This window comes from Mesorhizobium sp. CCNWLY176 (assembly GCF_037153935.1).
GTDB lineage: Bacteria > Pseudomonadota > Alphaproteobacteria > Rhizobiales > Rhizobiaceae > Mesorhizobium_M > Mesorhizobium_M zhangyense.
In genome coordinates this window covers 203,847-228,117 of the sequence record NZ_JBBBDZ010000010.1, presented here as the reverse complement: position 1 = coordinate 228,117, position 24,271 = coordinate 203,847, and the positions used below count along the sequence as shown (strand labels likewise).

Annotated in this window: 28 protein-coding genes; 7 read left to right on the top strand and 21 right to left on the bottom strand. The window is 62.6% G+C overall.

Going from position 1 to position 24,271, the window contains the following annotated elements:
• Positions 1-226, top strand: a 226-nt coding sequence (locus tag WBQ96_RS18170) for a hypothetical protein (RefSeq protein ID WP_336552512.1), incomplete at its 5' end; no start/stop codon positions are given.
• 24 nt (positions 227-250) lie between these two features.
• Here the strand turns inward: WBQ96_RS18170 and WBQ96_RS18165 are convergent.
• From WBQ96_RS18165 to WBQ96_RS18135, 7 genes are all read right to left on the bottom strand, one after another.
• Entirely contained in the window at positions 251-1,831 is a 1,581-nt protein-coding gene (locus WBQ96_RS18165) for an FGGY-family carbohydrate kinase (RefSeq protein ID WP_336552511.1), read from the bottom strand.
• Positions 1,832-1,933: 102 nt separating this feature from the next.
• Positions 1,934-3,412 (bottom strand): mannitol dehydrogenase family protein, encoded by a 1,479-nt coding sequence (locus WBQ96_RS18160; RefSeq protein ID WP_336552509.1) that lies wholly within the window; start codon positions 3,410-3,412, stop codon positions 1,934-1,936.
• Positions 3,413-3,604: 192 nt separating this feature from the next.
• Positions 3,605-4,381 (bottom strand): L-iditol 2-dehydrogenase, encoded by a 777-nt coding sequence (locus WBQ96_RS18155; RefSeq protein WP_336552507.1) that lies wholly within the window; start codon positions 4,379-4,381, stop codon positions 3,605-3,607.
• Positions 4,378-5,376, bottom strand: a complete 999-nt coding sequence (locus WBQ96_RS18150; protein WP_336552505.1) for an ABC transporter ATP-binding protein — start codon at positions 5,374-5,376, stop codon at positions 4,378-4,380. The genes WBQ96_RS18155 and WBQ96_RS18150 overlap by 4 nt, the downstream gene beginning before the upstream one ends.
• A gap of 31 nt (positions 5,377-5,407) precedes the next feature.
• On the bottom strand, positions 5,408-6,232 hold the full coding sequence (locus tag WBQ96_RS18145; protein ID WP_336552503.1) for a carbohydrate ABC transporter permease: 825 nt from the start codon (positions 6,230-6,232) through the stop codon (positions 5,408-5,410).
• A gap of 9 nt (positions 6,233-6,241) precedes the next feature.
• Positions 6,242-7,114, bottom strand: a complete 873-nt coding sequence (locus tag WBQ96_RS18140; RefSeq protein ID WP_165119103.1) for a carbohydrate ABC transporter permease — start codon at positions 7,112-7,114, stop codon at positions 6,242-6,244.
• Between the two features lie 187 nt (positions 7,115-7,301).
• Positions 7,302-8,612, bottom strand: a complete 1,311-nt coding sequence (locus WBQ96_RS18135) for an ABC transporter substrate-binding protein (RefSeq protein WP_336552501.1) — start codon at positions 8,610-8,612, stop codon at positions 7,302-7,304.
• 368 nt (positions 8,613-8,980) lie between these two features.
• On the opposite strand from WBQ96_RS18135, the gene WBQ96_RS18130 reads away from it, so the two are divergent.
• Positions 8,981-10,411, top strand: a complete 1,431-nt coding sequence (locus WBQ96_RS18130) for an adenylate/guanylate cyclase domain-containing protein (protein ID WP_336552500.1) — start codon at positions 8,981-8,983, stop codon at positions 10,409-10,411.
• Between the two features lie 3 nt (positions 10,412-10,414).
• On the opposite strand, the gene gcvA is transcribed toward WBQ96_RS18130, so the two are convergent.
• Entirely contained in the window at positions 10,415-11,320 is a 906-nt protein-coding gene (gene gcvA, locus WBQ96_RS18125) for a transcriptional regulator GcvA (RefSeq protein WP_336552499.1), read from the bottom strand.
• Between the two features lie 119 nt (positions 11,321-11,439).
• Here gcvA and WBQ96_RS18120 point away from each other — a divergent pair, with 119 nt between their 5' ends.
• Positions 11,440-11,628, top strand: coding sequence for a hypothetical protein (locus WBQ96_RS18120; RefSeq protein WP_336552498.1), 189 nt, complete (start codon positions 11,440-11,442; stop codon positions 11,626-11,628).
• Between the two features lie 32 nt (positions 11,629-11,660).
• On the opposite strand, the gene WBQ96_RS18115 is transcribed toward WBQ96_RS18120, so the two are convergent.
• Positions 11,661-12,296 (bottom strand): LysE family translocator, encoded by a 636-nt coding sequence (locus WBQ96_RS18115; RefSeq protein ID WP_336552496.1) that lies wholly within the window; start codon positions 12,294-12,296, stop codon positions 11,661-11,663.
• A 134-nt stretch (positions 12,297-12,430) separates the two neighbouring features.
• Here WBQ96_RS18115 and WBQ96_RS18110 point away from each other — a divergent pair, with 134 nt between their 5' ends.
• Positions 12,431-13,135 carry a helix-turn-helix transcriptional regulator gene (locus tag WBQ96_RS18110; RefSeq protein ID WP_336552493.1) on the top strand — a complete coding sequence of 235 codons (705 nt, stop codon included), beginning with the start codon at positions 12,431-12,433 and terminating at the stop codon, positions 13,133-13,135.
• A 14-nt stretch (positions 13,136-13,149) separates the two neighbouring features.
• Here WBQ96_RS18110 and WBQ96_RS18105 read toward each other — a convergent pair whose 3' ends face one another.
• Both WBQ96_RS18105 and WBQ96_RS18100 read right to left on the bottom strand, forming a co-directional pair.
• Complete coding sequence (locus tag WBQ96_RS18105; RefSeq protein ID WP_336552491.1) at positions 13,150-13,434, bottom strand: hypothetical protein; 285 nt, start codon at positions 13,432-13,434, stop codon at positions 13,150-13,152.
• A gap of 5 nt (positions 13,435-13,439) precedes the next feature.
• A complete protein-coding gene (locus tag WBQ96_RS18100) occupies positions 13,440-14,396 on the bottom strand; it encodes a sugar-binding transcriptional regulator (RefSeq protein WP_336552489.1) in 957 nt (318 codons plus the stop codon).
• A gap of 232 nt (positions 14,397-14,628) precedes the next feature.
• Here WBQ96_RS18100 and WBQ96_RS18095 point away from each other — a divergent pair, with 232 nt between their 5' ends.
• On the top strand, positions 14,629-15,264 hold the full coding sequence (locus WBQ96_RS18095; protein WP_336552525.1) for an HAD family hydrolase: 636 nt from the start codon (positions 14,629-14,631) through the stop codon (positions 15,262-15,264).
• A 4-nt stretch (positions 15,265-15,268) separates the two neighbouring features.
• Here the strand turns inward: WBQ96_RS18095 and WBQ96_RS18090 are convergent, their stop codons facing one another.
• The 9 genes from WBQ96_RS18090 to ureC all read right to left on the bottom strand — a co-directional run bounded on the left by WBQ96_RS18090 (position 15,269) and on the right by ureC (position 22,646).
• Positions 15,269-16,036 (bottom strand): class II aldolase and adducin N-terminal domain-containing protein, encoded by a 768-nt coding sequence (locus WBQ96_RS18090; protein WP_336552488.1) that lies wholly within the window; start codon positions 16,034-16,036, stop codon positions 15,269-15,271.
• A gap of 73 nt (positions 16,037-16,109) precedes the next feature.
• Complete coding sequence (ureG, locus tag WBQ96_RS18085) at positions 16,110-16,748, bottom strand: urease accessory protein UreG (RefSeq protein WP_336552486.1); 639 nt, start codon at positions 16,746-16,748, stop codon at positions 16,110-16,112.
• A gap of 15 nt (positions 16,749-16,763) precedes the next feature.
• Positions 16,764-17,495: an urease accessory protein UreF gene (locus tag WBQ96_RS18080; protein WP_442920851.1), complete on the bottom strand. Its 732-nt coding sequence runs from the start codon at positions 17,493-17,495 to the stop codon at positions 16,764-16,766.
• Complete coding sequence (locus WBQ96_RS18075) at positions 17,428-17,979, bottom strand: urease accessory protein UreE (RefSeq protein WP_336552485.1); 552 nt, start codon at positions 17,977-17,979, stop codon at positions 17,428-17,430. Before WBQ96_RS18075 ends, WBQ96_RS18080 begins: the two co-directional genes overlap by 68 nt.
• Positions 17,976-18,581: a glutathione S-transferase family protein gene (locus WBQ96_RS18070; RefSeq protein ID WP_336552482.1), complete on the bottom strand. Its 606-nt coding sequence runs from the start codon at positions 18,579-18,581 to the stop codon at positions 17,976-17,978. The genes WBQ96_RS18075 and WBQ96_RS18070 overlap by 4 nt, the downstream gene beginning before the upstream one ends.
• Positions 18,582-18,626: 45 nt before the next feature.
• Positions 18,627-19,220, bottom strand: coding sequence for a hypothetical protein (locus WBQ96_RS18065; protein WP_336552480.1), 594 nt, complete (start codon positions 19,218-19,220; stop codon positions 18,627-18,629).
• 126 nt (positions 19,221-19,346) lie between these two features.
• Positions 19,347-19,892, bottom strand: coding sequence for a peroxiredoxin (locus tag WBQ96_RS18060; RefSeq protein WP_336552478.1), 546 nt, complete (start codon positions 19,890-19,892; stop codon positions 19,347-19,349).
• A 215-nt stretch (positions 19,893-20,107) separates the two neighbouring features.
• Positions 20,108-20,902: a PhzF family phenazine biosynthesis protein gene (locus WBQ96_RS18055; RefSeq protein WP_336552477.1), complete on the bottom strand. Its 795-nt coding sequence runs from the start codon at positions 20,900-20,902 to the stop codon at positions 20,108-20,110.
• Between the two features lie 34 nt (positions 20,903-20,936).
• Positions 20,937-22,646, bottom strand: coding sequence for an urease subunit alpha (ureC, locus tag WBQ96_RS18050; protein ID WP_336552475.1), 1,710 nt, complete (start codon positions 22,644-22,646; stop codon positions 20,937-20,939).
• 167 nt (positions 22,647-22,813) lie between these two features.
• On the opposite strand from ureC, the gene WBQ96_RS18045 reads away from it, so the two are divergent.
• Both WBQ96_RS18045 and WBQ96_RS18040 read left to right on the top strand, forming a co-directional pair.
• On the top strand, positions 22,814-23,191 hold the full coding sequence (locus WBQ96_RS18045; RefSeq protein WP_336552473.1) for a hypothetical protein: 378 nt from the start codon (positions 22,814-22,816) through the stop codon (positions 23,189-23,191).
• 222 nt (positions 23,192-23,413) lie between these two features.
• On the top strand, positions 23,414-23,905 hold the full coding sequence (locus WBQ96_RS18040) for a hypothetical protein (protein ID WP_165119085.1): 492 nt from the start codon (positions 23,414-23,416) through the stop codon (positions 23,903-23,905).
• A gap of 52 nt (positions 23,906-23,957) precedes the next feature.
• On the opposite strand, the gene WBQ96_RS18035 is transcribed toward WBQ96_RS18040, so the two are convergent.
• Positions 23,958-24,263, bottom strand: coding sequence for an urease subunit beta (locus WBQ96_RS18035; RefSeq protein WP_165119084.1), 306 nt, complete (start codon positions 24,261-24,263; stop codon positions 23,958-23,960).
• Positions 24,264-24,271 lie beyond the last annotated feature (8 nt).

The following is a 24,271-nucleotide window of genomic DNA, read 5'->3' as shown; positions in this document are numbered from 1 at the left end:
CGCGGTCTCCATGACCTGGGACCCATCGGCCTCCCGCCCGCAACCATCATGCCACAAACACAACACACAGGGACCCATTGACCAGCTCGGCCGGGTACTGAGTTCGCACATCGGTATTGAAGCGTGCCAGGCCGAGGACCGGGCCGTTCTCGACGATGCCCTGGCCAATGGGTCCCGGGTCTCCCTTCGCTTTGCTATGGTCGCCCGGGATGACGCCTGCGAGTAACGCCTCGATGCATGTCACTACCGCCTACAGCCCCTCCAGCACCTGCCGCTGGCGGTGCATCTCCAGAAAAATCCGGTAGTCGCGCTCGAAGCTTTTCCGCGCCGCGGGATTGGGTTTGCGCTCGCGCCCGCCCTGCTGCATGGCCGCCGCTGCCTCGGCAAGTGTCGGATAGAGGCCACCGGCGGCGGCTGCCGCCATGCCGGTGCCGAGCAGGACTGCTTCGTCGGCTAAAGGTTCTATCACCGTGCAGCCGGTTGCATCGGCATAGAGTTCCATCAGCAGCGGGTTCTTGGTGTGGCCGCCGGTGACGTGCAGTGTGTCGATGACATAGCCGTTCTCGTTCAGCGTCTCGAGAATGTGGCGCACGCCGAGCGCGATGCCGACGGCGGTGCGCCAGTAGAGCCGGCACAGGCTGTCGAAGGAGGCGTCAAGCGTCAGCCCGGAGATGACGCCGACCGCATGCGAGTCGGCCAGCGGCGAGCGGTTGCCATGAAAATCCGGCAGCACCTGCAGCCGCGACGCAAAGGCCTCGCCTTCTTCGGCGCGCAGCGCCATGACGCGCTCGGCGATTCTGCCATGCATGGCGGCATCCGGTTCGCCGCCGGCGCCATGCCAGCGGATGATGTGGTCGAGCAGCGCGCCCGTTGCCGATTGACCGCCCTCGCTCGTCCAGCAGTCGGCCAGCGTGACCCCGAAATAGGGGCCCCAGCCCCCGGTGAAGGGACGCGGTTCCGGTGACATCGCCATGACGCAGCTCGACGTGCCGGCAATCAGCGCCATGTGACGCTCTATGCTGGCGAAATCGCCGACGAAGCGGCCGAGCACGCCAAGCGCGCCGGCATAGGCATCGATCAGCCCGGAGCCGACGCGGCAGGCGGTGGTGAGGCCGAGCGCTTCCGTGGCCTGCGGGGTAAGCGGGCCGAGATCGGCGCCGACGGGGCTTGCTCGGTCGGGCAGATTTCCCCGCGCCAGAAGGTCGCCGAGTGCTACCGTGTTGAGAAAATCGTCCTGCCAGCCGGGGCTCTCATGGGCGAGATAGGTCCATTTGCAGGTCAGCGTGCATTGCGAGCGCGCCGTCGAGCCAGAAGCCTTCCAGGTCAGGAAATCGGCCAGATCGAAGAAATATCCGGTCTTCTGCCACTGGCCGGGCAGATGGCGCTTCAGCCACATCAGCTTGGGAATTTCCATCTCCGGCGACATCACGCCGCCGACATGGTCGAGCACATGATGCCCTGTGGCGGTGCATTCGTCGGCCTCGGCCAGCGCCCGGTGGTCCAGCCAGACGATGGTGTCCCAGCGCTTGTCGCCGTCGCCGGAAACGCCGAGCTGGTTTGCATCCACATCGCGCACCACCAGCGAGCAGGTGGCATCGAAGGAAATGCCGACTATGTCTTCCGGCTTCACCTCGGCCTTCTCGCGCGCAGCCTTCACTGCCGCGCAGACGGCCGACCAGATATCTTCCGAATCATGCTCGGCATGGCCGGGTTTCGGCTGGCGCATCGCTATTCTGTGGTCGGCGCGGCCGAGCAGATTGCCGTCACGATCGAGAATGCCGGCGCGCGCGCTGCCGGTTCCGACATCGACGGCGCAGACGAACCCCGCCATCAGCAGGCGGACTTTCTTGATTTCGGGGAGTGAGGGCGAAGCATCATGGCAGGCAGAATAATGCCCACCGGATAGGGCGCAAGGGGCCAGCGCGGTCTGACTCTATAGCGCGCCGGCCAGATAGAGCTTCAGCGTCTCGCGCGCGCCTTTTTCCCACAGCGTTTTCAGATTCCAGGCGAAGGCGGCGGCAAAGACCGGCGAGCGCCCGACCTCGCCATAGATATCCTCCATCGCAAGCCATGCCGAGGGATCGTCCTTGGCCGCACGCGCGGTTTTCTGCAGGCGCTCCCAATTCGGGTCGTTGGGTTCGATGAGCGCTCCTGAATCCGTGGTGCCGAAGCAATAGCGGCACCACAGCGCCGATTCGAGCGCGAGGCCGGAGACGTCCTTGCCGGCCTTCAGCCGGTCGGAGATGGTCGGGATGATGAATTTCGGCTGGCGGTTGGAGCCGTCGAGGCAGAGCCGCCGCACGGTATCGCCGATCTTGGGGTTGGAGAAGCGTTTTTCGATCAGCTTGAAATAGTCTTCCAGCACCACGCCCGGAACCGGCGGCACGGTCGGGATGATCTCCTCGCGCTCCAGCTTGGCGAGGAAATCGCGCACCAGCGGCTCCTGCATCGCCTCGTGCACAAAATGGATATCCATCAATCCGGCGGGATAGGCGATCGTCGCGTGACCGCCATTGAGGATGCGGATCTTCATCAGCTCGAACGGCGACACGTCCTGCACGAAGGTAACGCCGACGGCCTCCAGCGCCGGCCTGCCGGTCGGGAAATTGTCTTCCAGCACCCATTGCCGGAACGGCTCGCAGAACACCGGCCAGTTGTCCGCCAGGCCGAATTCTTGCACCAGGAGCTTGCGCTCGCGGTCGGTCGTTGCCGGTGTGATGCGATCGACCATGCCATTCGGGAAAGCGACATTTTCCGCCACCCAGCGGGCGAAATCGGGATCGCTGAGCTGCGCCAGCCCGATCACCGCATCGGCAGTCACGTGCCCATTGTGGGGGATGTTGTCGCAGGACATGACAGTGAAGGCCGGCGTGCCTTCCACGCGCCGCCGCGCCAGCCCGGCCAGGATGAGACCGAAGACGGTTTTTGGCGCATTGGGATTGCCGGCGTCACTGACGATGTCGGGGTGCGCGGGATTGAACTTGCCCGAGGCCGGATCGATGAAATAGCCGCCTTCGGTAATGGTCAGCGAGACAATACGAATTTTTGAATCGGAAAGCCGGCTAATGATCGCTTTCATATCGCCCGGGACCAGAAAATCAGTCATCGCGGCGGTTACGCGCGCTGCCATGTGACCTTCATCCTGCTCGACAACAGTCGTGAGAAAATCCTGCCCGGCGAGCTTTTCGCGCCCGACCTTCTCGCCCTCGAAAACGCCCGCGCCGACCAGTGCCCAATCATGGTCGCGGCCTTCATTGAAGAGGTCGTCGAGATAGACGGCCTGATGCGCACGATGGAAATTGCCGACGCCGAAATGCAGGATGCCGGGAGTGAGCGAGGCGCGGTCGTATTTCGGGCCAGCGACTTTGGCGGGGAGGTGCCGGAGGGTCGTTTGGGAGAGTTTTACGGGCATGTTTCGACGCTTTCTCTTTTGGGCGCCGAAGTTCGCGACACCTTCTCCCCTTGTGGGAGAAGGTGGATCGGCGCGCAGCGCCGAGACGGATGAGGGGTGTTGGAAGAAATGAGACGCTGGCGATCCTGCCAACACCCCTCATCCGACCTCGCTCCGCTCGGCCACCTTCTCCCACAAGGGGAGAAGGGAAAATCAACTCATCCAATTGCCGCCATCGACATTGTAGGTCTGGGCGACGATGTATTCGGCTTCCGCGCTGGCGAGGAAGATCGCCATGCCGGTGATATCCTGCGCCGTGCCCATGCGGCCGAACGGCACCGCCTCGCCGACGAGCTTTTTCTTCTCGCCCTTTGCCAGTTTCTCGTGCTTGGCAAACAGCGCATCGACACCGTCCCAGTGCTCGCCATCGATGACGCCGGGCGCGATGGCGTTGACGTTGATGCCGTGCTTGATGAGGTCGAGTCCGGCCGATTGGGTCAGGCTGATGACGGCGGCCTTGGTGGCGCAGTAGACGGCGACCAGCGCCTCGCCGCGACGCCCGGCCTGGCTTGCCATGTTGATGATCTTGCCGCCCTTGCCCCGCGCGATCATCGAGCGGGCGGCGGCCTGCATGGTGAACAGCGTGCCGGCGACATTGACGGAAAACAGCTTGTCGTAGCTCGCCTTGGTGATATCGACGATCGGCGCCAGATCGAAAAGTGCTGCATTGTTGATCAGGATGTCGAGCCCGCCTGTCTTCTGCTCGACCGCCTTGATCGCCGCCTCGATCGATGTCTGGTTGGTCACGTCGAGGCTGACGGCATAGGCCGATGGGCCGATCTCGTCAGCGGTCTTCATCGCCGCATCGAGATTGATATCGCCGATCGCAACAGTCGCACCCTCGTGGATATAGGCCTCCGCGAAGGCGCGGCCGATGCCGCGCGCAGCACCCGTGATCAGGGCGGACTTGCCCTTCAGTCTTTGTGTCAAATTGCTCTCCCGTCGGCACCGAAGCGGTGCAGTTTCGATGGATCGGGCGTCAGGAAAATCGTGTCGCCATGCTTGACCGCGATTTCACCGTCGCCGCGCACGGTGAGCGGGCCGACGCCGTCGGAATGGACATGCAGGAAGGTGTCGGAGCCGAGATGCTCGGCAACGCCGACGGTTGCCTTCCAGTCGCCGGAGGTTTTCGAGATGGCGAGGTGCTCGGGGCGGACGCCGACGGTCGTCGCGCCGACCTTCGCAGCCGGCGCGCCGGTAATGAGGTTCATCTTCGGCGAGCCGATGAAGCCGGCGACGAACAGGTTCTTCGGCGTCTTGTAGAGCTCCATCGGCGAGCCGACCTGCTCGATATTGCCGGCATTCAGCACCACGATCTTGTCGGCCATGGTCATTGCCTCGACCTGATCGTGGGTGACGTAGATCATCGTCGTCTTGAGCTGGTGGTGAAGCTCGCTGATCTCCAGCCGCATCGTGCCGCGAAGGGCGGCGTCGAGATTGGACAGCGGTTCGTCGAACAGAAAGGCGGAAGGCTGGCGCACGATGGCGCGGCCGATGGCGACGCGCTGGCGCTGGCCGCCGGAAAGCTGGCCTGGCCGGCGCTCGAGATAGTTGGTGAGGTTCAGAACGCGCGCTGCGTCCTGCACCTTCTTGTCGATGCTGGCCTGGGTCTCGCCGGCCATCTTGAGCGGGAAGGCGATGTTCTTGGCCACCGTCATATGCGGGTAGAGCGCATAGGACTGGAACACCATGGCGAGCTTGCGCTTGGCCGGCGCCTCGCCGGTCACGTCGCGCCCGTCGATGTTGATGGTGCCGCCGCTGGTGTCTTCCAGCCCGGCTATCAGCCTGAGCAGCGTGGACTTGCCGCAACCCGAAGGGCCGACGAAGACGACGAACTCGCCGTCTTCGATGACGAGGTCGATTTTCGGAATGATGACCGTCGCCCCGAAGGACTTCGACACTTGCTTGAGCGTGATGTTTCCCATGATTTCCTCCCCCGAAGGGCTTTTGTCTTCGTTACTTCACAGCACCGAATGTCAGGCCGCGGACCAGCTGTTTCTGGCTGAACCAGCCCATGATCAGGATCGGCGCGATCGCCAGCGTCGAGGCCGCCGACAGCTTGGCCCAGAACAGGCCTTGTGGGCTGGAGAACGAGGCGATGAAGGCGGTGAGCGGTGCCGCGTTGGTGGTCGAAAGCCGGATCGTCCAGAAGGCTTCATTCCAGGCGAGGATGATGTTGAGCAGCATGGTCGAGGCGATGCCGGGGATAGCCATCGGCGTCAGCACATAGACGATCTCGCCCCAGAGGGTTGCTCCATCCATGCGCGAGGCCTCCAGGATCTCGCCCGGGATTTCGCGGAAGTAAGTGTAGAGCATCCACACCACGATCGGCAGGTTGATCAGCATCAGCATCACGGTCAGCCCGATGCGGCTGTCGAGAAGCCCCCAGTCCCGAAAGATCAGATACATCGGAACCAGAACCGCCACCGCCGGCATCATCTTGGTGGAGAGCATCCACATCAGGATGTCCTTGGTTCGCTTGGTCGGCGAAAACGCCATCGACCAGGCCGCCGGTACCGCGACGAGCAAGGCGAGGATGGTCGAGCCGACGGAGATCACCACCGAGTTCAGGAAGAACTTGAAGTAGTTGCTCTGCGACTGAACCTCGGCATAGCTCTCCAGCGTTCCCGACGGGATCAGCTTGAAGCCGGCGATCGCCTCGGTCTCGGATTTGAACGAGGTGATGATCGTGTAGAGGATCGGAAAGAAGATCAGAAGGGCGATCACCCAGGCGGCGATAGTCCATCCGACCTTGGCCTGTGTCGAAACTGCGCGTGCCATGGTTCTCTCCTATTTGTCGAGGTTCTTGCCAACGGCGCGCATCAGGAAGAAGGCGACGATGTTGGCGAGGATGACCGCGATGATGCCGCCCGCTGATGCCCCGCCGACGTCGTAGCCGAGGAGCGCGGTGCGGTAGATCAGGAAGGGCAGGTTGGTCGATGCGTAACCCGGGCCGCCATTGGTGGTGACGAGGATTTCGGCATAGACGCCAAGCAGGAAGATGGTCTGGATCAGGATGACTACAGTGATCGCCCGCGACATATGCGGGATCGTCAGATGGATGAAGCGGCTGACGAAACCGGCGCCGTCCATCTCGGCGGCCTCCTTCTGCTCGCCGTCAAGCGATTGCAGGGCGGTGAGCAGGATCAGGGTGGCGAAGGGCAGCCACTGCCAGGCGACGATGATGATGATCGAAAACAGCGGGTATTGCGCGAACCAGTCGACCGGCTGAAAGCCGAGCGATTTCGAGATGCCGGCAAAGACGCCGTAGCCCGGATGCATGATCATGTTCTTCCACACCAGTGCCGCCACCGGTGGCATGACGAAGAAGGGCGAGATCACCAGGATGCGCACGATGCCCTGGCCGAACATCGGCTGGTCGAGCAGCAGCGCCAGCGCGGTACCGCCGATGACGGTGATCAGCAGGACGCCGACGACGATCAGCAGCGTGTTCCAGATCGACTGGAAGAAGGCCGGATCGGTGTAGAAGAACTGGTAGTTGAACAGCCCTGCGAAACTGACATTGGCCGGGTTGAGCAGATTGTAGTTCTGGAACGAGAACCACAGCGTCATTGCCAGCGGCACGATCATCCAGATCAGGAGCAGGAACACCGACGGCGCCATCATGAAGCGCGCAAGCGTTCGGGTTTGTTGAGTAGCCATGGTTCACCCTCGGTTTGAAAGAACCGTCCCGGTTGTCTTCACCACAGGCGGCGCCTGGCGCGCCGGTCGAATGAGCAGCCCCTTGGGGCGAGCCTGGCAGTCACGCCTTCTGTACGCGGACGCCAACATGGTTGGGGCGGGCCGCCCGGACTGGGAACCGGACGGCCCAAGGCATCAAAACGATGCCTTATTTGATGTAGCCGGCCCGGGTCATTTCGCGGACCGAAGCAGTCTGAGCTGCCGCAAGCGCGTCATCGACGCTGGATTGGCCGGCAAGGGCTGCCGAGAACAGCTGGCCCACCGTCGTGCCCAGGCCCTGGAATTCAGGGATGGCCACGAACTGCACGCCGACATAAGGCACCGGCTTGACGGTCGGCTTGGTCGGATCGGCCGAGTTGATCGAGTCGAGCGTCATCTTGGCGAAGGGCGCGGCCTTCTGGTACTCGGGGTTCTCATAGAGCGAGGTGCGCGTTCCCGGGGGAACGTTGGCCCAGCCTTCCTTCGAGGCGACGAGGTCGAGATAGCCCTTGCCGGTTGCCCAGGCGACGAACTTTTCAGCCGAGGCAGCCTTCTGCGTGCCGGCCGGAATGCCGAGCGACCATGCCCACAGCCAGTTGCCGCGCTTGCCGAGGCCGGTGTCAGGCGCCAGCGCATAGCCTACCTTGTCGGCAACGGTGGAGTCCTTCGGGTTCGAGACGAATGAGGCAGCAACGGTGGCGTCGATCCACATGCCGCACTTGCCCTGCTGGAACAGCGCCAGGTTCTCGTTGAAACCGTTGGAGGAGGAACCGGCCGGACCGGCATCCTTCATCAGGTCGACATAGAACTGAAGCGTCTTCTTCCATTCGGGCTGGTCGAACTGCGGCTGCCACTTTTCGTCGAACCAGCGCGCGCCGAAGGAGTTGGACATGGCGGTCAGGAAGGCCATGTTCTCGCCCCAGCCGGCCTTGCCGCGCAGGCAGATGCCGTTGATGTCGTTGGCGCGGTCGGTCATCTTGCGGGCCGCGTCGGCGATGAAGTCCCATGTCGGGGCGTCGGGCATCTTGAGCCCGGCCTTCTCGATCAGGTCCTTGCGATACATGACGAAGGAGCTCTCGCCATAGAAGGGCGCGGCATAGAGCTTGCCGTCGGCCGACAGGCCGCCGGCGATCGCCGGAATGATATCCTTGGCGTCATAGTCGGCGCCGAGATTGTCGAGCGGCAGGAGCCAGCCCTGCTTGGCCCAGATCGGAACCTCATAGGTGCCGATGGTCATGACGTCGTACTGGCCGCCCTTGGTGGCGATGTCGGTGGTGACGCGCTCGCGCAGCACGTTCTCTTCGAGCGTGACCCATTCGAGCTGGATGTCGGGGTTCTTGGACGTGAAGTCTTCCGTCAGCTTCTGCATGCGGACCATGTCGCCATTGTTGACGGTGGCAATGGTTATGGATTCGGCATGCACGGAGAATGCAAGCGCGCTGGCCGAACACAGGCCCAGAATGAGCGTGGTCAGTTTCATCGATATTCCTCCCTAGGACCAAGTTGAGCATTTGCCTTGGCTGTGGGCAATTATTCACTTACCGTGATTTATGTCAACCCGGATTCGATGCTGCGCCGCAGCACCTGGATCGCCGTGCGTCCATTCGGACGTACAAAGGACGATCCAGCACTTTGAATGGCATCCTAGGCCCTTGCAGGTTTCGCTCCGGCTCCCCAAATTCGGCGCCAGTTGCGTGAAGATGTTTCAATGAGGGAAACACGGTTGAAAATTTTTCACGCCTGTAATCGAGGGTTTTGCTAAAACTGGCAGGAATCAACGGACCGTGCGGGCGCAAAGCAGTCCGCCCGCGAGGCCCCGTTGCCTGCTTCTGAAAGCGGTGGGATTGGATGACGCTCTTGCCGTCGATCGATAGTCAGACAGAGCCGAAGGCAGATGTGCCGACCATTTCGCTTGAGGCTATCCAGGCTGCGACAAGCCTAAGTAAGCGGCGGCGGTTTCGGCTGTCGGCCATGCTGGCGCGCGCGGAGCGCGAGGGCGCGCGGCTGCAATACTGGGCGCGTTCGGCCGCCCTCGTCGCCATCGCCTTGTTTTTTCTGGCCTTTGCCAAATGGGGTGCGGCTCTCGTCTTCACGCTTTCGAGCCTGGGCCTTTTCTACATTATCGGCCTGATCAACTACCGGCTGGTGAAACGGCGGCTGAGCCCACCCTGGCTAAGCGCGGTGATCGGAACGCTGGACATCGTGCTGCTCACCTTTCTGATCGTCGGCCGGAATCCATTCGGCACAGACATAATTCCGCCGGCAATGCATCTGCGCGAGGGCACATTCGCCTATCTGCTGATCTTCGTCAGCCTTGGCGCGTTGACGCTTTCGCCGCGCCTTGCCTTGTGGCTCGGGCTTTCGGCCGCACTGTCCTGGACGGGGGCGATAATCTGGGTCATCTCGCGGCCGGGCACCTATATCGCCAGCAAGATAAGATCCGACATGGAGCTTACTGACCGGCTGCATTTCGCGCAGGATCCGAATTACGTCGACATCATCGCCCAATCGGCCAATGTGGTACTGATCCTGATCGTCACCGGCATATTGGCGATCGTCGTTTCGCGCTCCCGAAGGCTGGCTGACGATTACATCGCCGCGGAGCGATCGCGCATCAATCTGGCGCGGCATTTCTCGCCCAACGTCGTCGACGAACTGGCGTCGGCCGACGAGCCGTTCGGTCCCGTCCGGCGTCAGGAGGTTGCTGTGGTGTTCGCCGATATCGTCGGCTTCACCAATTATTCCGAAGACCACCCGGCAGAAGAAGTGTTTGAACTGCTGCGGCAATTTCATCGGCGCATGGAACAGGTCGTGTTCGACCATGGCGGCACGGTCGACAACTATATCGGCGACTGCATCATGGCGACGTTCGGCGTGCCGCGGCCGACGGAAACGGACGCCACGCGGGCCATGCGCTGCGCATGGGCGATGATGAATTCGATGAACGAATGGAACGCCCGGCGCATTGCCGCGGGTGAGGAGCCGATAGAGGTCGGCATCGGCTGCCAGTATGGCCCGGTCGTTCTCGGCGCCGTCGGCAGCGAGCGCAATCTGTCGATCGCCGTGGTGGGCGACACCTGCAACGTCGCCAGCCGCCTGCAGGCCCTGTGCCGCGAACTGGACGCAGGCATCTGCGTCGGTGCGTCGCTCGTCAAGGCGGTCGGGCGCGAGGACGGGATCGATGCGCTTTCAGGGCTGGTCGACCATGGCCTCGTCACGCTGCGCGGGCGCGACGAACCGGTGAATGTCTGGGCAATCCCCAGATCCGGCAGGGTGTGAACGTCACGGCTCGGACTTGCCGAGCGTGGCTTCCACCGCGGTAAGCAGCCAATCGCGAAAGGCGCGGATCTTGGGCACGTTGCGGCGTGCCTCCGGATAGACCAGCCAATAGGCGTTGCCGTCCCAGGCAACCAGATCGAAGGGCTGGATCAGGCGGCCATCGGCGAGTTCCGCCGAAAACAGGGCGCGCGTCAGGATCGCCACGCCATTCCCGGCCATCGCAGCACTTGCCTCATAGGCCTGCGCCCCGAGGCTGTTGCGCGGCCGCGATTCCAGCGAGTCGGTCGGCAGGCCGGCAGCGGTGAACCACTCCTTCCACCAGTAGTCGCCCGGGTCGAGCACCGGCAGGCGCAAGAGGTCGGCAGGCTCCTTCAGGCCGCCGATGCTTTCGGCAAGTTTTGGGCTGAGCATGGGCGTGAAGTCGGCTTTGAACAGGAAGTGCTTGGTGAGCCCCGGCCAGTTGCCGGGTCCCGCCCGGATGGCGACATCGACGTCCTCGCGGGCGAAATCGATCAGCCGGGTCGAGGTGTCGAGGCGAACGGCGAGATTGGGGTGTTCGATCTGGAAGGCGCCGAGATGCCGGGCCAGCCAGTTGGATGCAAAAGTCAGGATGGTGGTGACGCACAAAACCCCCTCTGCCCCGGTGCGCGCGGCGGCATAGGCTTCGCCGATCATGCCGAAGGCTTCGGTGATGGTTGGCGCCAGCCGCTGGCCCGTTTCCGTAAGCGTCACCTGGCGTGGCTTGCGCAGGAAAAGCGGCGCGCCGACACGCTCCTCCAGCAGCTTGATCTGGTAGCTGACGGCGGCCTGCGTCATGCCGAGTTCATCCGCCGCCTTGGTGAAACTGGCATGGCGGGCGGCGGCCTCGAAGACCCTTATCGCCTGGAGTGGCGGAAGCTGTGACGCCATGATGGATAAAGCCACCTTATGCATGATGATCGACGTTCGATTGGAAAATAGCGCATTTCAGGCGCAAATAAAGGGTCGACGCATCAAACAGGAGCGGTCTTGAAAAAGACCTGACCAACATGTCACACGTTCACGCCAAGTCGAACACCGCATATTCGTCCAGCCAGTTCCTGCGGGCATTCCGCCAGTTTTCCTGGCCACGCGCCACGAGCCATGCTGCCTCGCTCGACATCCGGACTCTGCCTGATCACCTCAAGCGCGACATGGGCATCCTCGACGGCAACGACCCGAGCGGCAGGCGCAAGTAGCGCCTGCGCAGCCTCCCAAGAGCCTTTGACCTTCAGCTCGCCGCCCAGCCATGCCAGGCGGTGAGCCCTGCCACGACGATGAAGATGACACCGGCAACACGCCCCGCCAGCATTGTCGCCTGCGGGCTCGAGACGAGAAAGTCGCGGCTCCTGCCGGCGGCAAGCGCCAGCCCGCCATAGACGCCAAGCTGCATCAGCACGGTCATGACGCCCATGACCAGCGCCTGCGACCAGATCGCGCCATATTGCGGCTTGAGGAATTGCGGATAGACCGCCAGCACGAACAGATAGGCCTTCGGGTTGAGCAGGCAGGTCACCGCGCCTTGTCGGAACGCCACCCACAATGACCGTGCCGTAGCCGTGCCGACTGCGTCGATGGCAATGGAACTGCGCATCAGCGTTATGCCGATCCACGCCATATAGCCCGCCCCGACAAAAAGCATGACGGTGAACACCGAAGGCGCTAGCGTCGTCAGGATGCCTACGGCAAGGGCTCCGAACAGCGTGTGGATCGCGCCGCCGGCCATGACGCCGGCTGTGGCGGACAGGCCGGCATTGCGCCCCCGCGTCAACGAGTTTGCCAGCACGAACAGCATGTCCATGCCCGGCACGATGATGATGCCGAAAAGCAGCGTCAGGAACAGCCAGAGATTTTCCGTGTAAGTCATGTCAGTTGCCCCGCCCGCATTTCGCGGCTTCCCGCGTCGATATCGTTGTTTTTCAAGTCGATGACGGGCCGTATACAGAAGGCCAATGGCCAGGGTATTGTCAGTTGCGATGTGGATCGCGACGGAAAATCGGCATGCGCAAGGCGTCACGCCTATTCGAGATCATTCAGATACTGAGGCTCGCGGTAAAGCCGGTGACGGCCGCCCAGATCGCCGAGCAACTGGAAGTAACGCAGCGTTCCATCTACCGCGACGTGGCCGCCCTTCAGGCGATGCGCGTGCCGATCGAGGGCGGGCGCGGCATCGGTTACATCCTGCGTCCCGGTTTCGATCTGCCGCCGCTGATGTTTTCCATCGAGGAAACCGAGGCGATCGTGCTGGCGCTGGCGCTTCTCGAACGCACCGGCGACGTTGAGCTCAAGCAGGCGGCAAAGCGGGTGAACCAGAAGATCGCCGCAGCCATGCCGGCGCCGTTGCGCCAGACGCTCGCCAGCAATGCCCTTCACGCCTGGGGTAACGTCGCGCCGCCGCCGGAAGGCGTCGATTTCGCGCTGGTCAGGCGCGCAATCCGCGATGAGCAGAAGATCGAAATCCGCTACCGCGACGAATATGGCCGCGCGACCGAGAGGATCATCCGGCCGATCGCGCTGATCTATTATTCGGAGGTCGCCAACATCGTCGCATGGTGCGAGCTGCGCCAGGACCTGCGCAATTTCCGCACTAATCGCGTCGAAGACAGCGCGCTGCTCGACGACTTTTTCCACGGCGAAGGTGAGGCGTTGCGTAGGCGCTGGGTCGCCGGCTGGAAAATCGATGAAGAAGCCGCTGCGATCGGCTGAGCGGATATCAAAAACTACTTACGAAGATCGCTGCCATCCCAGCGCTCGGCCAGCAATTCGCGCGAGCGGCTGACGATTTGCCTGTAGTCACTGCGCAACGGCGCGACCAGTTGTGCCTCCAGATCGCTCAGCACGCCGTGCAGAACCGCACACTCGCTTCGATCCTCGAAACATGCGCGGTCAGGCGTTGGATGATCGGTGTCGTTGCACCAGCGCGACAGCAACTCAAACAGCACCACCGCCTCTTCACTGCTCAGGCGGACTGCTATTTCCCCGGTCTCTTCGTAAGGAATTGCCATTTGCCTCACCCCGCCAGCAGCGCCGCCGCCGTGCGCTCGTCGGTAATCAGACCGTTGACCAGCCGGCGTGTCACGGCCGCCAGTATGCCGGGCAGCTTGCGGTCGCCCATGGCGAGCGCCACGACAAGCGATTTCTCGCGCGACGGCAGCGGTGCGGAGGCGACGCGGTCATTGGTGATGCCGTCGATCTGCTTGCCGTCGCGGTCGAACACCCAGCCGACGATCTCGGCGACGCCGCCGGCTTTCTGCAAGGCTTTCAGCTCGCTTTCGGAAATGAAGCCGTCTTCATAGAGCGGCGCCTTTGGGCCGAGGTCGCCGATGCCGACGAAGGTCACGTCGGCGCGCGCGGCCAGCGCCAGCGTCGGCTGGATCATCGGCTGGCCGAGCAGCATCTCGCGCTCCTCGGGCGACGAGGCGATGACCGGCAGCGGCATCGGAAAACTGCGCGCCTTGATCCTGTCGGCCATGGTGAAGATGACGTTGTAGAAGGCGGCCGAGCCGTCCGGCGAAATGTTGCCGGTCAGCGACACCACCTTGTGCTGCGGACACTCCATTGGCGGCAATTGCTCGATCGAGGCCTTCAGCGTGCGCCCCGTTCCGATCGCCATGACGATGGGCTCGGTCTTGCGCAGCCACTTCTCGATTTCGGCCGCCGCCGCACCCGCAATGCCGATCGTCGTCGAGGTCGAATCCGGGTCGCTCGGCACGACCTCGACCAGATCGAGCGCGAAGCGCGATTTCAGCCTGGCCGCGAGATCGAGGCAATTGGCGATGGGATGATCGACCCGAACCTTGATCAGCCCTTCGGAAACAGCGAGTGAAACCAGCCGCTGCGCGGTCTGGCGCGACACGCCGAGCTTGCCGGCGATCTGGTCCTGCGTGTTGCCGGCGACATAATAGAGCCAGCCGGCGCGCGCCGCATCGTCGAGCCGTCCGCCGCCGGTTTCCTGCCGGGTATTCATGATGCGTGCCGTGCCTCCCAAGCCAGTCTTGGCCGAAGCGATTACCTTCGCAGGGATTTTGTCCGCGCGCAATTGTCTATCGCCAACGTCAATTGCTCGCATATGATCGCGGGCGACTTTTCCGGTTCTCGCGGGCTCATGGCCGTGACGCCGGGCCGCGGGGCGATATCGCCTTCATCCGGTTTATCTCCGGCGGCAAACGCTCTATGACCGTTTTGGAAGGATTTTTATGATGATGCCGCAAGCCGTATTCTGGGACATGGACGGAACGCTGATCGACAGCGAGCCGCTGCACGAGCAGGCGCTGATCGCCGTCCTGAAAAGCCTCGGCATCAACCCGCCGGCCGACCTGCACGATCGCGTGCTCGGCATCGCCGCTCTGCCGGTCTACGAAATGCTGCATGACGAGTTCGGGCTAAAGCTCGCCTTCGACGACTGGATCGTGCGCAAATACGTCTACTACATGGAACATGTCGGCAATCTGAAACCGCGCCCCGGTGCCGTTGAAGTCTTCCGCGACCTGCGCGCGCAAGGCACGCAGCAGGCGGTAGTATCGAATTCCGACCGGCTGATCGTCGAGGCCAACATGCGCGTCATCGGCATCGACCGTCCCGGCATAAAGACCGTCACCCGCAACGATGTACGCCTGGGCAAACCCGATCCCGAGCCGTTCCTGCGCGCCGCATGGCTGGCTGAGGTCGATCCGTCAGGGGCTTGCGTGGTCGAAGATAGCTGGACGGGCGCATCCGCCGGCGTTGCCGCCGGCATGCGCACCCTGTTCTGGCCACAGCAGCCGGCTGAAGCCCTGCCCGGCGCGATCTATGTCGCCAGCGCGGAAGAATTGCGCGGCCATCTCGGCCTGGATTGATCCATCAATTCCGATATGCCGGTTCCTGCTCGTCCAGGATTGCCTTCAGCTCGGCAAGATGGCGCTCGGCCTGGCCGGGATAGTCGTCCATCTCGCTCGCCGTCTTCTCGGCGATCTCGTCCGAAAGCACGCGCAGCGGCCGCCCGGTCCACAGCGCCTTGATGTAGGTCTCGGCGGCACGCTCGAAATAATAGAGCTGGTTGAAGGCATCCGCCACGCTGTGGCCGATGACCAGAACGCCATGGTTACCCATGACCATCACCTTGACCTTGGGATCGGCCAGAAGCTGCGAGCAGCGCTCGCCCTCTTCCTCGAAAGCCAGCCCGCCATAATGCTCATCGACCACGTGGCGGTTGAAGAACATCGCCGAATTCTGGTCGACCGGCGGCAGTTTGGAATCGGCAAGCGAGGCCAGAACGGTCGCATGGATGGAATGCACATGCAGCACGCAGCGCGCATGGGCGCAGTTGCGATGCACCGCGCCATGCAGGCCCCATGCAGTCGGGTCCGGCGCGTCGGGGCCATTCATGGTTTCGGGGTCGTTGGCGTCGATCAGCAGAAGGTCGCTCGCCTTGATGCGCGAGAAATGAACCTGGTTCGGGTTCATCAGGAACTGCGAGCCGTCATCATTGACGGCCAGCGAGAAATGATTGGCCACGGCTTCATGCATATTGAGCCGTGCCGTCCAGCGGAAGGCGCAGGCAAGGTCGACGCGCTCCTCGTAGAAGGGCAGGTTGGTGCGGCTCTTCGCGGTCAGTTGCGTCACGCTCATGGCTTTCCCCTTTCTGATTTTCCCTGAAGATGCCTTCACGCGCCCTGCGCGGCAACCTGAATCCGGCCCTGCCTCAAGCGCTGCGGCGCTGCTGGTCTATTTGGAGACCGCCATTCTCGATGATGAAATCGATGACTTTCTGCAGCCCGGTGCCGCGCGACAGGTCGGTGAAGCCGAACGGCCGTTTTCCGCGCGCGCGGGTCGCGTCCTCTTCCATCAGCTCAAGGTCGACATTCACGTAGGGCGCAAGATCGCTCTTGTTGATGATCAGGAAGTCGGAGCGCGTGATCGCCGGCCCGCCCTTGCGCGGAATGTCGCCACCCTGGCAGACCGAGATAACATAGAGGCTGAGATCGGCAAGATCGGGCGAGAAGGTCGCGGCCAGATTGTCGCCGCCGGACTCGATGAAGATGATGTCGAGGTCGGGGAAGCGCTTGTTCATCTCGGCGATGGCCGCGAGGTTTATCGAGGCGTCTTCGCGGATCGCGGTGTGTGGGCAGCCGCCGGTCTCGACGCCGATAATACGCTCTTCCGGCAGGGCCTGGAGCCGCGCCAGCATCATCGCGTCTTCGCGCGTGTAGATGTCGTTGGTGACGACGGCGATGGAATAGTGGTCGCGCAGCGCCTTGCACAGCTTTTCCGTCAGTGTCGTCTTGCCTGAGCCGACCGGGCCGCCGATGCCGATGCGAAGCGGGCCGTTTTGCGATTTCATGGGACAAAAATCCTTTCAGGAGCGGAACAGCCGCGAATGCATGGTTTCGTGCCGCATGGCCATGACGTCGGACAGCAGCGTGGTAGTGCCAAGATCGTCCAGAGTCGAATTTTTTGCACGCGCGGCGGTGGCTGTGGTGAGCGTTTCCAGCGCGGCGATGATTTCCACGCCGCCGCTTTGGCCGGTGACGCCGAGGCGTATCGAGGCCTGCACGAGATTGGACGCGAAAGTCTGGAGCCACGCGCCGAGCGCGTCTTCGAGCGGTATCCCATGCGCACCGGAAACCGCGCCGACGGCGATGCAGTAGGGGCAGCTTTCCGGCAGGTTTGCGAGCAAAGGATGCGGCCATGATTGGGCGGCGCTGACGAAGGCCTGGCCCTGCAGCATAGTTTCCATATGCCGCTCCTGCGAACCGGCCAAAGCTTCCGCGAGTTCGGCCAGCTCCGCTAGGTCGCCGCCATCGCGCGCGCGCCGCCAGCTCTCGGCGAAAAGCACGGCGTCGTTCCAGCCGGAGCCGATCTCGATCAGTTGCGACAGCCAGTCGAGCAGCGTCTCGCGGCTGTTGATCAGCCCGCCATGAACCGCCTGCTCCAGCCCGTGGCTGTAGGAGAAGCCGCCGACCGGGAAGACCGGCGAAAGCCATGTCATCAGGCGCAGCAGCGCCATCTGTCGCGGCTGCTCAGTCATGGTGGTGATGATGCCCGTCGTGATGATGGTGATCATGCCCATGGTCATGATCGTGGCCATGCGAATGGCCATGGCCGGTTTCGCCCGAATAGGCACCACGCACGGGCTTGAAGGGTTCCGACACATCCGTCACCGTCGCGCCCAGCCCTTCCAGCATCGCCTTGATGACGTGGTCGCGAAGGATGAGGATACGGGCCGCCTCGATGCCTGCCGCGAGATGGCGGTTGCCGATGTGCCAGGCAAGCTCGGACAGATGTACCGCGTCGCGGGCGCGGATGTCGTAGAGCGGCTCGTCGGCGGCGATGATTTCGATTTGGCGGCCGTCCTCCAGCACCAGCCGGTCGCGGTCGCCCAGCGCAATCGGCTTTGGCAGGTCGACAAGCACCTTGTCGCCGCCCGTGATTTCGATGACACGACGGCGCAGATGCCGCTCGTCATGAGCGAGCGCGGCGCTACCAAACGGCTCTCCCGACGCCTCACCGGCGGCAAGAACCGAGACGGCGCGGGGCAGCTTGGTGAAGTCGGTGCGTATGTCGAGCTTCATCGGAATGATCCTCCATTGGCGTCGGCGCGGGCACGGGCCGGTCGTGACAGAACGCGGTCGAAATAGGCGTTGACCGTGTCGGACGCGATCTTGAACTTGCCGCCGCGCGCCCAGCCGCCGATATCGCCGAGCAGTACGTCGACGGCGCTGAAACGGCCTCCCAGCGCGAACTCCCTGCCGGTGAGCCTGCGATCCAGCGCTTCGACCTCGCTTGCAAAATCATGGGCCGCCGCTGGCCCGACATCCACCCGCACGTCCTTGGGCAGAAGAAAGCGGTGGCGCAGCTTGTTCCACAGCGGCGCCTCGAATTCGGACTGCGCGAAATGCATCCAGGAATCCATCTCGGCACGCCCAGTGATGCCCGGATTTGCGCCCATGCCTTTGTCGGCGTGCTTGTCGCCGAGATAGACGCAGATGGCAGCCGAATCGGTCACCACCAGATCATCGTCGATCAGCACCGGCACCTTGCCGGAGGGGTTCAGCGCATAGGCTTCCGGCGAGCGCAGAGCGACCTCGACGAATTGATAAGGCAGCCCGAGTTCCTCCAGCATCCAGAGGACGCGGCTGACCCGCGATCCGCGCGAACCAACGGCTTTGTACATGAAGAAAGATGCCTTTCCGAATTCGATTTTCCGTCGCCTGCCCGATCACACGATGTCGTCAAACAGGCGCAGAATCCATGACGCCTGATAGATCAATGCCGTCGCCACGAACAGGATATGAAACGTCCGGTTCGTCGTGAAGATGGCGATGATGGATAGCGCGAAGAAAATCGGCGTGCGGATCATATACTCGTTGCCGAAACGCGCGAAATGTTCTTGGCCCTTGAGCAGCGTGTCGATGACATCGAGCAGATAGGTCGAGGCCAGCAGGCCGAAGAACCACGCTCGCCGCGATATGAAGAAATCCTCGTAGCTCTTGTAGTCGAGCATGCTGTCGGGAAACAGCAGCGCGCACATGAGAAAGAGGATGACGGCGTAGCCGATGAGGAAGAGATATTTGCCGAAGGTCCAGTGCTGGATCTGAAACAGGCCGAATTCCCACCACCAGAAATGGATGAGCATCAGAAGCAGCATCGCCACCCAGGCGAGATGCACGGGATAGAGCTGGTAGCCGCGTGGATGCTGGACGATGCGCGCCACACCGGACAAGAGCCGGGTCACGCCCAGGCCGATGACCATGCCCATGATGATGCGGATGTGGGGAAAGACTTCCGCGACGGTGTGCGTGTCTGGGTCCATGAGCCTGTCGTCTGAAGCGATATCGGGTGGAGGCAGCCTAGAACACCGTATTGCTACCGGCAACAAAAAGCCCCGGCGCGCGGACGCTGCCGGGGCTGATCATATTCTGGCTCGCTGCCGTCAGGCTCAGGCGGCTTCGGCCACGTCGTCGGCCTTGAGCGCTTCAAGGATGTTCTGCGGCGAGGACAGGCCGTAAGGGTCGCTGTCGCAATTGTCGGAGAAGCCTTCTTCCTCGAACCATTTTTCGATGCGGCCATTGTTGATGACGGCAGCATAGCGCCAGGAACGCATGCCGAAGCCGAGATTGTCCTTGGCAACCAGCATGCCCATTTTGCGGGTGAATTCGCCCGAGCCGTCCGGGATGAGCTTGACGTTTTCGAGGTTCTGCGACTTGCCCCAGGCGTTCATGACGAAGGCGTCGTTGACTGAGATGCAGTAGATCGCGTCGATGCCCTGCGCCTGGAATTCGCCGTGCAGTTTTTCGAAGTCAGGAAGCTGGTAGGTCGAGCAGGTCGGCGTGAAGGCGCCCGGCAGCGAAAACAGGACGACACGCTTGCCGTCGAAATAGTCGGACGATGCCTTGTCTTCCCAGCGGAAGGGATTCGGGCCGCCGATTGACTCATCGCGGACGCGGGTGCGGAAGGTGACGGAAGGAACTTTCTTCCCGATCATGACTGTGCTCCTTGTTGATGGCGAGCCCGCGCCTTTTGGGAGGAAAAGGGGACTCAAAGGCCATTGTGCGGTGCACAAAATACCGATTGATCGAGGCCTGTCCAGCCTTGACCGCGTGGCAAGCCGTCGCGGTCCACAGGCAGAAAATTGGCACTGCCCGCCGGCAGAGCAGATGCTTGCAAAGCGGGCATGCTGGGATGCTTTGCCGGACTAAATCAGGCCTGGGAAATGTAGATCTGCGCGTCCATATAGATCACCGCGCTACCCGTCAGATAGACGCGTTCCGATGTGACCTCGCAGGCAAGTGTCCCGCCGCGTGCGGAAAGCTGGCGCGCCGTGAGGTTCTTCTTGCCGAATTTCTCGGCCCAATAGGGAGCGAGCGTCGCATGGGTCGAGCCCGTTACCGGGTCTTCGGGGATGCCGGCGCCCGGCGCGAAATAGCGGGAAACGAAATCGCTCGTTTCGCCGCGCGCCGTGATGCAGAAGCCGAAGGAGCCGAGTTTGGCAATCATCGGCAGGTCGGGCTGGTAAGCGAGCACATCAGCCTCTGAAGCCAGTTCGGCGAAGAAATTCTCCTGATTGCGGAAGGTCTTTACCCAGGCATCGCTGCGCAGGCTGTTGACGAGGGCGTCTGCGGGAATGTCGAAATCAGGGTCGAAGCGCGGGATGTCCATGCGGTAGCCGTTGCCTTCGGGCGTCACGACGATGTCGCCGACCTGCCGCGTCGAAAACCGCATCGGCCGCTCGATGCCCTTGCGCCGGTGCAGGGCGCATGCCGAGGCGAGCGTGGCATGGCCGCAAAACGGCACTTCGTCGGTCGGCGTGAACCAGCGTATGTCCCACTGGTCGTCCCGCGGCTTCAGGAATGCCGTTTCGGCCAGATTGTTTTCCAGCGCGATTCCCTGCAGCACCGTGTCGGGCAGCCAGTCGTCGAGAAACACGACGGCAGCCGAATTGCCGGAAAACACCGTGTCGGTGAAGGCGTCCACCTGGACCATTTCGAGCTTCATGATGTCTCCGAGAAAGCCGTTTGCGAAGCTATCCCTAGAACAGGAAATAGCGCTGCGCCATCGGCAGTACCGTCGCCGGCTGGCAGGTCAGCAATTCGCCGTCGGCGCGCACTTCGTAGGTTTCGGGATCGACCTCGACATGCGGGGTGGCGTCGTTCAGCACCATGGAATGCTTGCCGATGCCGCCGCGCGTGTTTTCCACCGCGATCATCTGCTTGTCGACGCCGAGCTTTTCGCGAAGCCCGGCATCCAGCGACGCTTTTGAAACAAAAGTGACGGAGGAATTCGTCATCGCCTTCCCGTAAGCCCCGAACATCGGGCGATAATGCACCGGCTGCGGTGTCGGGATCGAGGCGTTGGGGTCGCCCATGGGGGCAGCCGCGATCATGCCGCCGATCAGCACCATGTCCGGCTTGATGCCGAAGAAGGCCGGGTTCCACAGCACCAGATCGGCGCGCTTGCCGACCTCGATCGAGCCGACTTCCTTCGACAGGCCATGCGCGATGGCCGGATTGATCGTGTATTTGGAAATGTAGCGGCGCACCCGGAAATTGTCGTTGTCGCCGGTTTCCTGGGGCAGACTGCCGCGCTGGCGCTTCATCTTGTCGGCGGTCTGCCAGGTGCGGATCGCCACCTCGCCGACGCGGCCCATGGCCTGGCTGTCGGACGAGATGATCGAGAAGGCGCCGATATCGTGCAGAATGTCTTCCGCCGCGATCGTTTCCTTGCGGATGCGGCTTTCAGCGAAGGCGATGTCTTCCGGGATCGACGGCGATAGGTGATGGCAGACCATCAGCATGTCGAGATGCTCGGCAATGGTGTTGACCGTGTAGGGCCGCGTCGGATTGGTCGAGGACGGGATAACGTTGGGCAGGCCGCAGACTTTTATGATGTCGGGCGCATGGCCGCCCCCCGCACCCTCGGTGTGGAAGGCGTGGATGGTGCGGCCCTTGAAGGCGCCGACCGTGTCTTCGACGAAGCCGCTCTCGTTCAGCGTGTCGGTGTGGATCATCACCTGCACGTCATATTCGTCGGCAACCGTGAGGCAGCAGTCGATGGCCGCAGGCGTCGTGCCCCAGTCCTCGTGCAGCTTCAGCGAGCAGGCGCCGCCCAGCACCATCTCCTCGATTGCCGCCGGCAGCGAGGCGTTGCCCTTGGCCGACAGGCCGATATTCATCGGGAAGGCGTCGAAGGACTGGATCATGCGCGCGAGGTGCCACGGGCCGGGCGTGCAGGTCGTCGCCAGCGTGCCGTGCGCCGGGCCGGTGCCGCCGCCGAGCATGGTGGTGATGCCGCTCATCAGCGCTTCCTCGATCTGCTGCGGGCAGATGAAGTGGATATGCGCGTCCATGCCGCCGGCGGTCAGGATCTTTCCTTCGCCGGCTATGATTTCCGTGCCGGGGCCGATGATAATGGTGACGCCGGCCTGCGTGTCCGGGTTGCCGGCCTTGCCGATGGCTGCGATGCGCCCGCTTTTAAGGCCGATATCAGCCTTGAAGATGCCGCTGTGATCGACCACCAAAGCGTTGGTGATGACGGTGTCGACCGCGCCCTGCGCGCGCGAAACCTGGCTCTGGCCCATGCCGTCGCGAATGACCTTGCCGCCGCCGAATTTTACTTCCTCGCCATAGGTGGTGAGGTCTTTTTCAACTTCGATGAAGAGCTCGGTGTCGGCCAGCCGCACCTTGTCGCCGACGGTCGGGCCGAACATGCGGGCATAGGCGGCGCGGGAGATTTTTGTCATCGGAAATTCCTGCAGGCGAGAGGGTTGGCGAAGGGCACGGTCCACATTCCTGCCACCGTATCGCCTCGCAATGACCCGATGAACGGCAGGTTCTTGGCCCATTCGGCAGGTGAGGTGGCCGAGTCATCGTGAGATGACGTTTTGCAAAACGATGGAAAGGGAAATCCATGCGGAAAATAATGATTCTTGCGGCGAGTGCTGCGATGATGGCCGCCACCGCTGCCAGTGCGCAGCAGCAGCCTGCCCAGCCGCCGGCTGCCGCGCCCTCGGCTCCGGCCGCGCCCGAAAGCCAGTCGGCTGCTCCGACGATCCAGAGCGTTACCGTCGTCGACATCAACGAACTGCCGAAGGAAACCCAGACGCAGGTCAATACGGTTGTGGCGCAGCGCAGCGACGACGATCTCAAGCAGTTGCGCAGCTCGATCGACGCCACGCCGCAGATCAAGTCGGCGCTCGAAGCCAAGGGCCTGACCTCGGCTCAGGTGATTGCCGCCAGCATGGCCAAGGACGGCGCTCTGACGCTGATCACCAAGAAGGCGAGCTGACGCCTTTTGCCGGCGGGCATGCCCGCCATGCCTTGCGGCGGGGGGCACCTCGGTGTTGCCGCAAACAGGCCTATGATTGCGCCGGCTGCCGTGATTGGCCATGCCGGAAAAGGCCGAAGCGCAACAAACCGTCGCATTCACGGAACCGCTGCCATAGACTAGCCGTTTGGATGGCGACGCCCGTGGAGGACCGGGCTCGAAATGGAATTCAAGGAGCACCGAATGACGCTTACGATGACCCGCGACGCGAAATGGATGCATGTTATCGCGGTCTTCGCATTTTTTCTTGCCGCCTGCGCGCCCAACATGGCGCTGATGGCGCAAGGGCTCGAAAGCCAGAAGGCCATCGACACGATCATCGGTTCCGACGTCCAGGAAGAACAGGCCAGCGCCGAAGCGCAGCCGGAGCGGATCATCGCGGCCATCGAGAACACGCTCGCCACCACCAGCGAGGTGCGCAAGACCTCCAACCTCGACAAGGTCGACATCGTCTTCCTGCCGGATGCTGCCGAAAACGGCCTGCCGCCGGAAATCGATGCCAAATTCAAGGAACATGAGAAGGAAGTCGTCGACCTGCGCAAGGAGCTGGAAGGCAACGCCATGCTGTTCCACGCCATCGATTCGCGTGCCGTGCTGATGCGCGACGTGGTCGCGGTCGAGTTCGACGGTGGCAAGAGCGTAATCATCTACGCCGCCGCCAAGCCGAGCCGCTAAGGACTGGCATCCTCTTCCATCAAAACGGATAGAAGCAGCGGCGCGCTGCATTTCAGAGCGCGCCCATGATCTTCTGCCGAAAGCCATAAACCTCCCGCTTGCCGCCGAGCGGGATCAGCGTGACGTCGCGTTCCTGGCCGGGCTCGAAGCGCACTGCGGTGCCGGCGGCAATGTCGAGCCGCATACCTCTCGCGCTCTCGCGGTCGAAGCGTAGCCCTTCGTTGGTTTCGAAGAAATGATAGTGGCTGCCGACCTGGATGGGGCGGTCGCCTGTGTTCGCCACTTTCAGCGTCACCGTCGGCAGCCCCTTGTTCAGCTCGATATCGCCCTCAGCCGTGATGATTTCGCCGGGTATCATAAAATGTC

What these genes read in the sequence shown, in the direction of transcription:
- WBQ96_RS18165 (WP_336552511.1), bottom strand. Translation starts at nt 1,831, where the DNA reads ATGGCGGGGTTCGTCTGCGCCGTCGATGTCGGAACCGGCAGCGCGCGC.
- WBQ96_RS18160 (WP_336552509.1), bottom strand. Translation starts at nt 3,412, where the DNA reads ATGCCCGTAAAACTCTCCCAAACGACCCTCCGGCACCTCCCCGCCAAA.
- WBQ96_RS18150 (WP_336552505.1), bottom strand. Translation starts at nt 5,376, where the DNA reads ATGGGAAACATCACGCTCAAGCAAGTGTCGAAGTCCTTCGGGGCGACG.
- WBQ96_RS18145 (WP_336552503.1), bottom strand. Translation starts at nt 6,232, where the DNA reads ATGGCACGCGCAGTTTCGACACAGGCCAAGGTCGGATGGACTATCGCC.
- WBQ96_RS18140 (WP_165119103.1), bottom strand. Translation starts at nt 7,114, where the DNA reads ATGGCTACTCAACAAACCCGAACGCTTGCGCGCTTCATGATGGCGCCG.
- WBQ96_RS18135 (WP_336552501.1), bottom strand. Translation starts at nt 8,612, where the DNA reads ATGAAACTGACCACGCTCATTCTGGGCCTGTGTTCGGCCAGCGCGCTT.
- WBQ96_RS18130 (WP_336552500.1), top strand. Translation starts at nt 8,981, where the DNA reads ATGACGCTCTTGCCGTCGATCGATAGTCAGACAGAGCCGAAGGCAGAT.
- gcvA (WP_336552499.1), bottom strand. Translation starts at nt 11,320, where the DNA reads ATGGCGTCACAGCTTCCGCCACTCCAGGCGATAAGGGTCTTCGAGGCC.
- WBQ96_RS18120 (WP_336552498.1), top strand. Translation starts at nt 11,440, where the DNA reads ATGTCACACGTTCACGCCAAGTCGAACACCGCATATTCGTCCAGCCAG.
- WBQ96_RS18115 (WP_336552496.1), bottom strand. Translation starts at nt 12,296, where the DNA reads ATGACTTACACGGAAAATCTCTGGCTGTTCCTGACGCTGCTTTTCGGC.
- WBQ96_RS18110 (WP_336552493.1), top strand. Translation starts at nt 12,431, where the DNA reads ATGCGCAAGGCGTCACGCCTATTCGAGATCATTCAGATACTGAGGCTC.
- WBQ96_RS18105 (WP_336552491.1), bottom strand. Translation starts at nt 13,434, where the DNA reads ATGGCAATTCCTTACGAAGAGACCGGGGAAATAGCAGTCCGCCTGAGC.
- WBQ96_RS18100 (WP_336552489.1), bottom strand. Translation starts at nt 14,396, where the DNA reads ATGAATACCCGGCAGGAAACCGGCGGCGGACGGCTCGACGATGCGGCG.
- WBQ96_RS18095 (WP_336552525.1), top strand. Translation starts at nt 14,629, where the DNA reads ATGATGCCGCAAGCCGTATTCTGGGACATGGACGGAACGCTGATCGAC.
- WBQ96_RS18090 (WP_336552488.1), bottom strand. Translation starts at nt 16,036, where the DNA reads ATGAGCGTGACGCAACTGACCGCGAAGAGCCGCACCAACCTGCCCTTC.
- ureG (WP_336552486.1), bottom strand. Translation starts at nt 16,748, where the DNA reads ATGAAATCGCAAAACGGCCCGCTTCGCATCGGCATCGGCGGCCCGGTC.
- WBQ96_RS18080 (WP_442920851.1), bottom strand. Translation starts at nt 17,495, where the DNA reads ATGGCCACGATCATGACCATGGGCATGATCACCATCATCACGACGGGC.
- WBQ96_RS18075 (WP_336552485.1), bottom strand. Translation starts at nt 17,979, where the DNA reads ATGAAGCTCGACATACGCACCGACTTCACCAAGCTGCCCCGCGCCGTC.
- WBQ96_RS18070 (WP_336552482.1), bottom strand. Translation starts at nt 18,581, where the DNA reads ATGTACAAAGCCGTTGGTTCGCGCGGATCGCGGGTCAGCCGCGTCCTC.
- WBQ96_RS18065 (WP_336552480.1), bottom strand. Translation starts at nt 19,220, where the DNA reads ATGGACCCAGACACGCACACCGTCGCGGAAGTCTTTCCCCACATCCGC.
- WBQ96_RS18060 (WP_336552478.1), bottom strand. Translation starts at nt 19,892, where the DNA reads ATGATCGGGAAGAAAGTTCCTTCCGTCACCTTCCGCACCCGCGTCCGC.
- WBQ96_RS18055 (WP_336552477.1), bottom strand. Translation starts at nt 20,902, where the DNA reads ATGAAGCTCGAAATGGTCCAGGTGGACGCCTTCACCGACACGGTGTTT.
- ureC (WP_336552475.1), bottom strand. Translation starts at nt 22,646, where the DNA reads ATGACAAAAATCTCCCGCGCCGCCTATGCCCGCATGTTCGGCCCGACC.
- WBQ96_RS18045 (WP_336552473.1), top strand. Translation starts at nt 22,814, where the DNA reads ATGCGGAAAATAATGATTCTTGCGGCGAGTGCTGCGATGATGGCCGCC.
- WBQ96_RS18040 (WP_165119085.1), top strand. Translation starts at nt 23,414, where the DNA reads ATGACGCTTACGATGACCCGCGACGCGAAATGGATGCATGTTATCGCG.
- WBQ96_RS18035 (WP_165119084.1), bottom strand. Translation starts at nt 24,263, where the DNA reads ATGATACCCGGCGAAATCATCACGGCTGAGGGCGATATCGAGCTGAAC.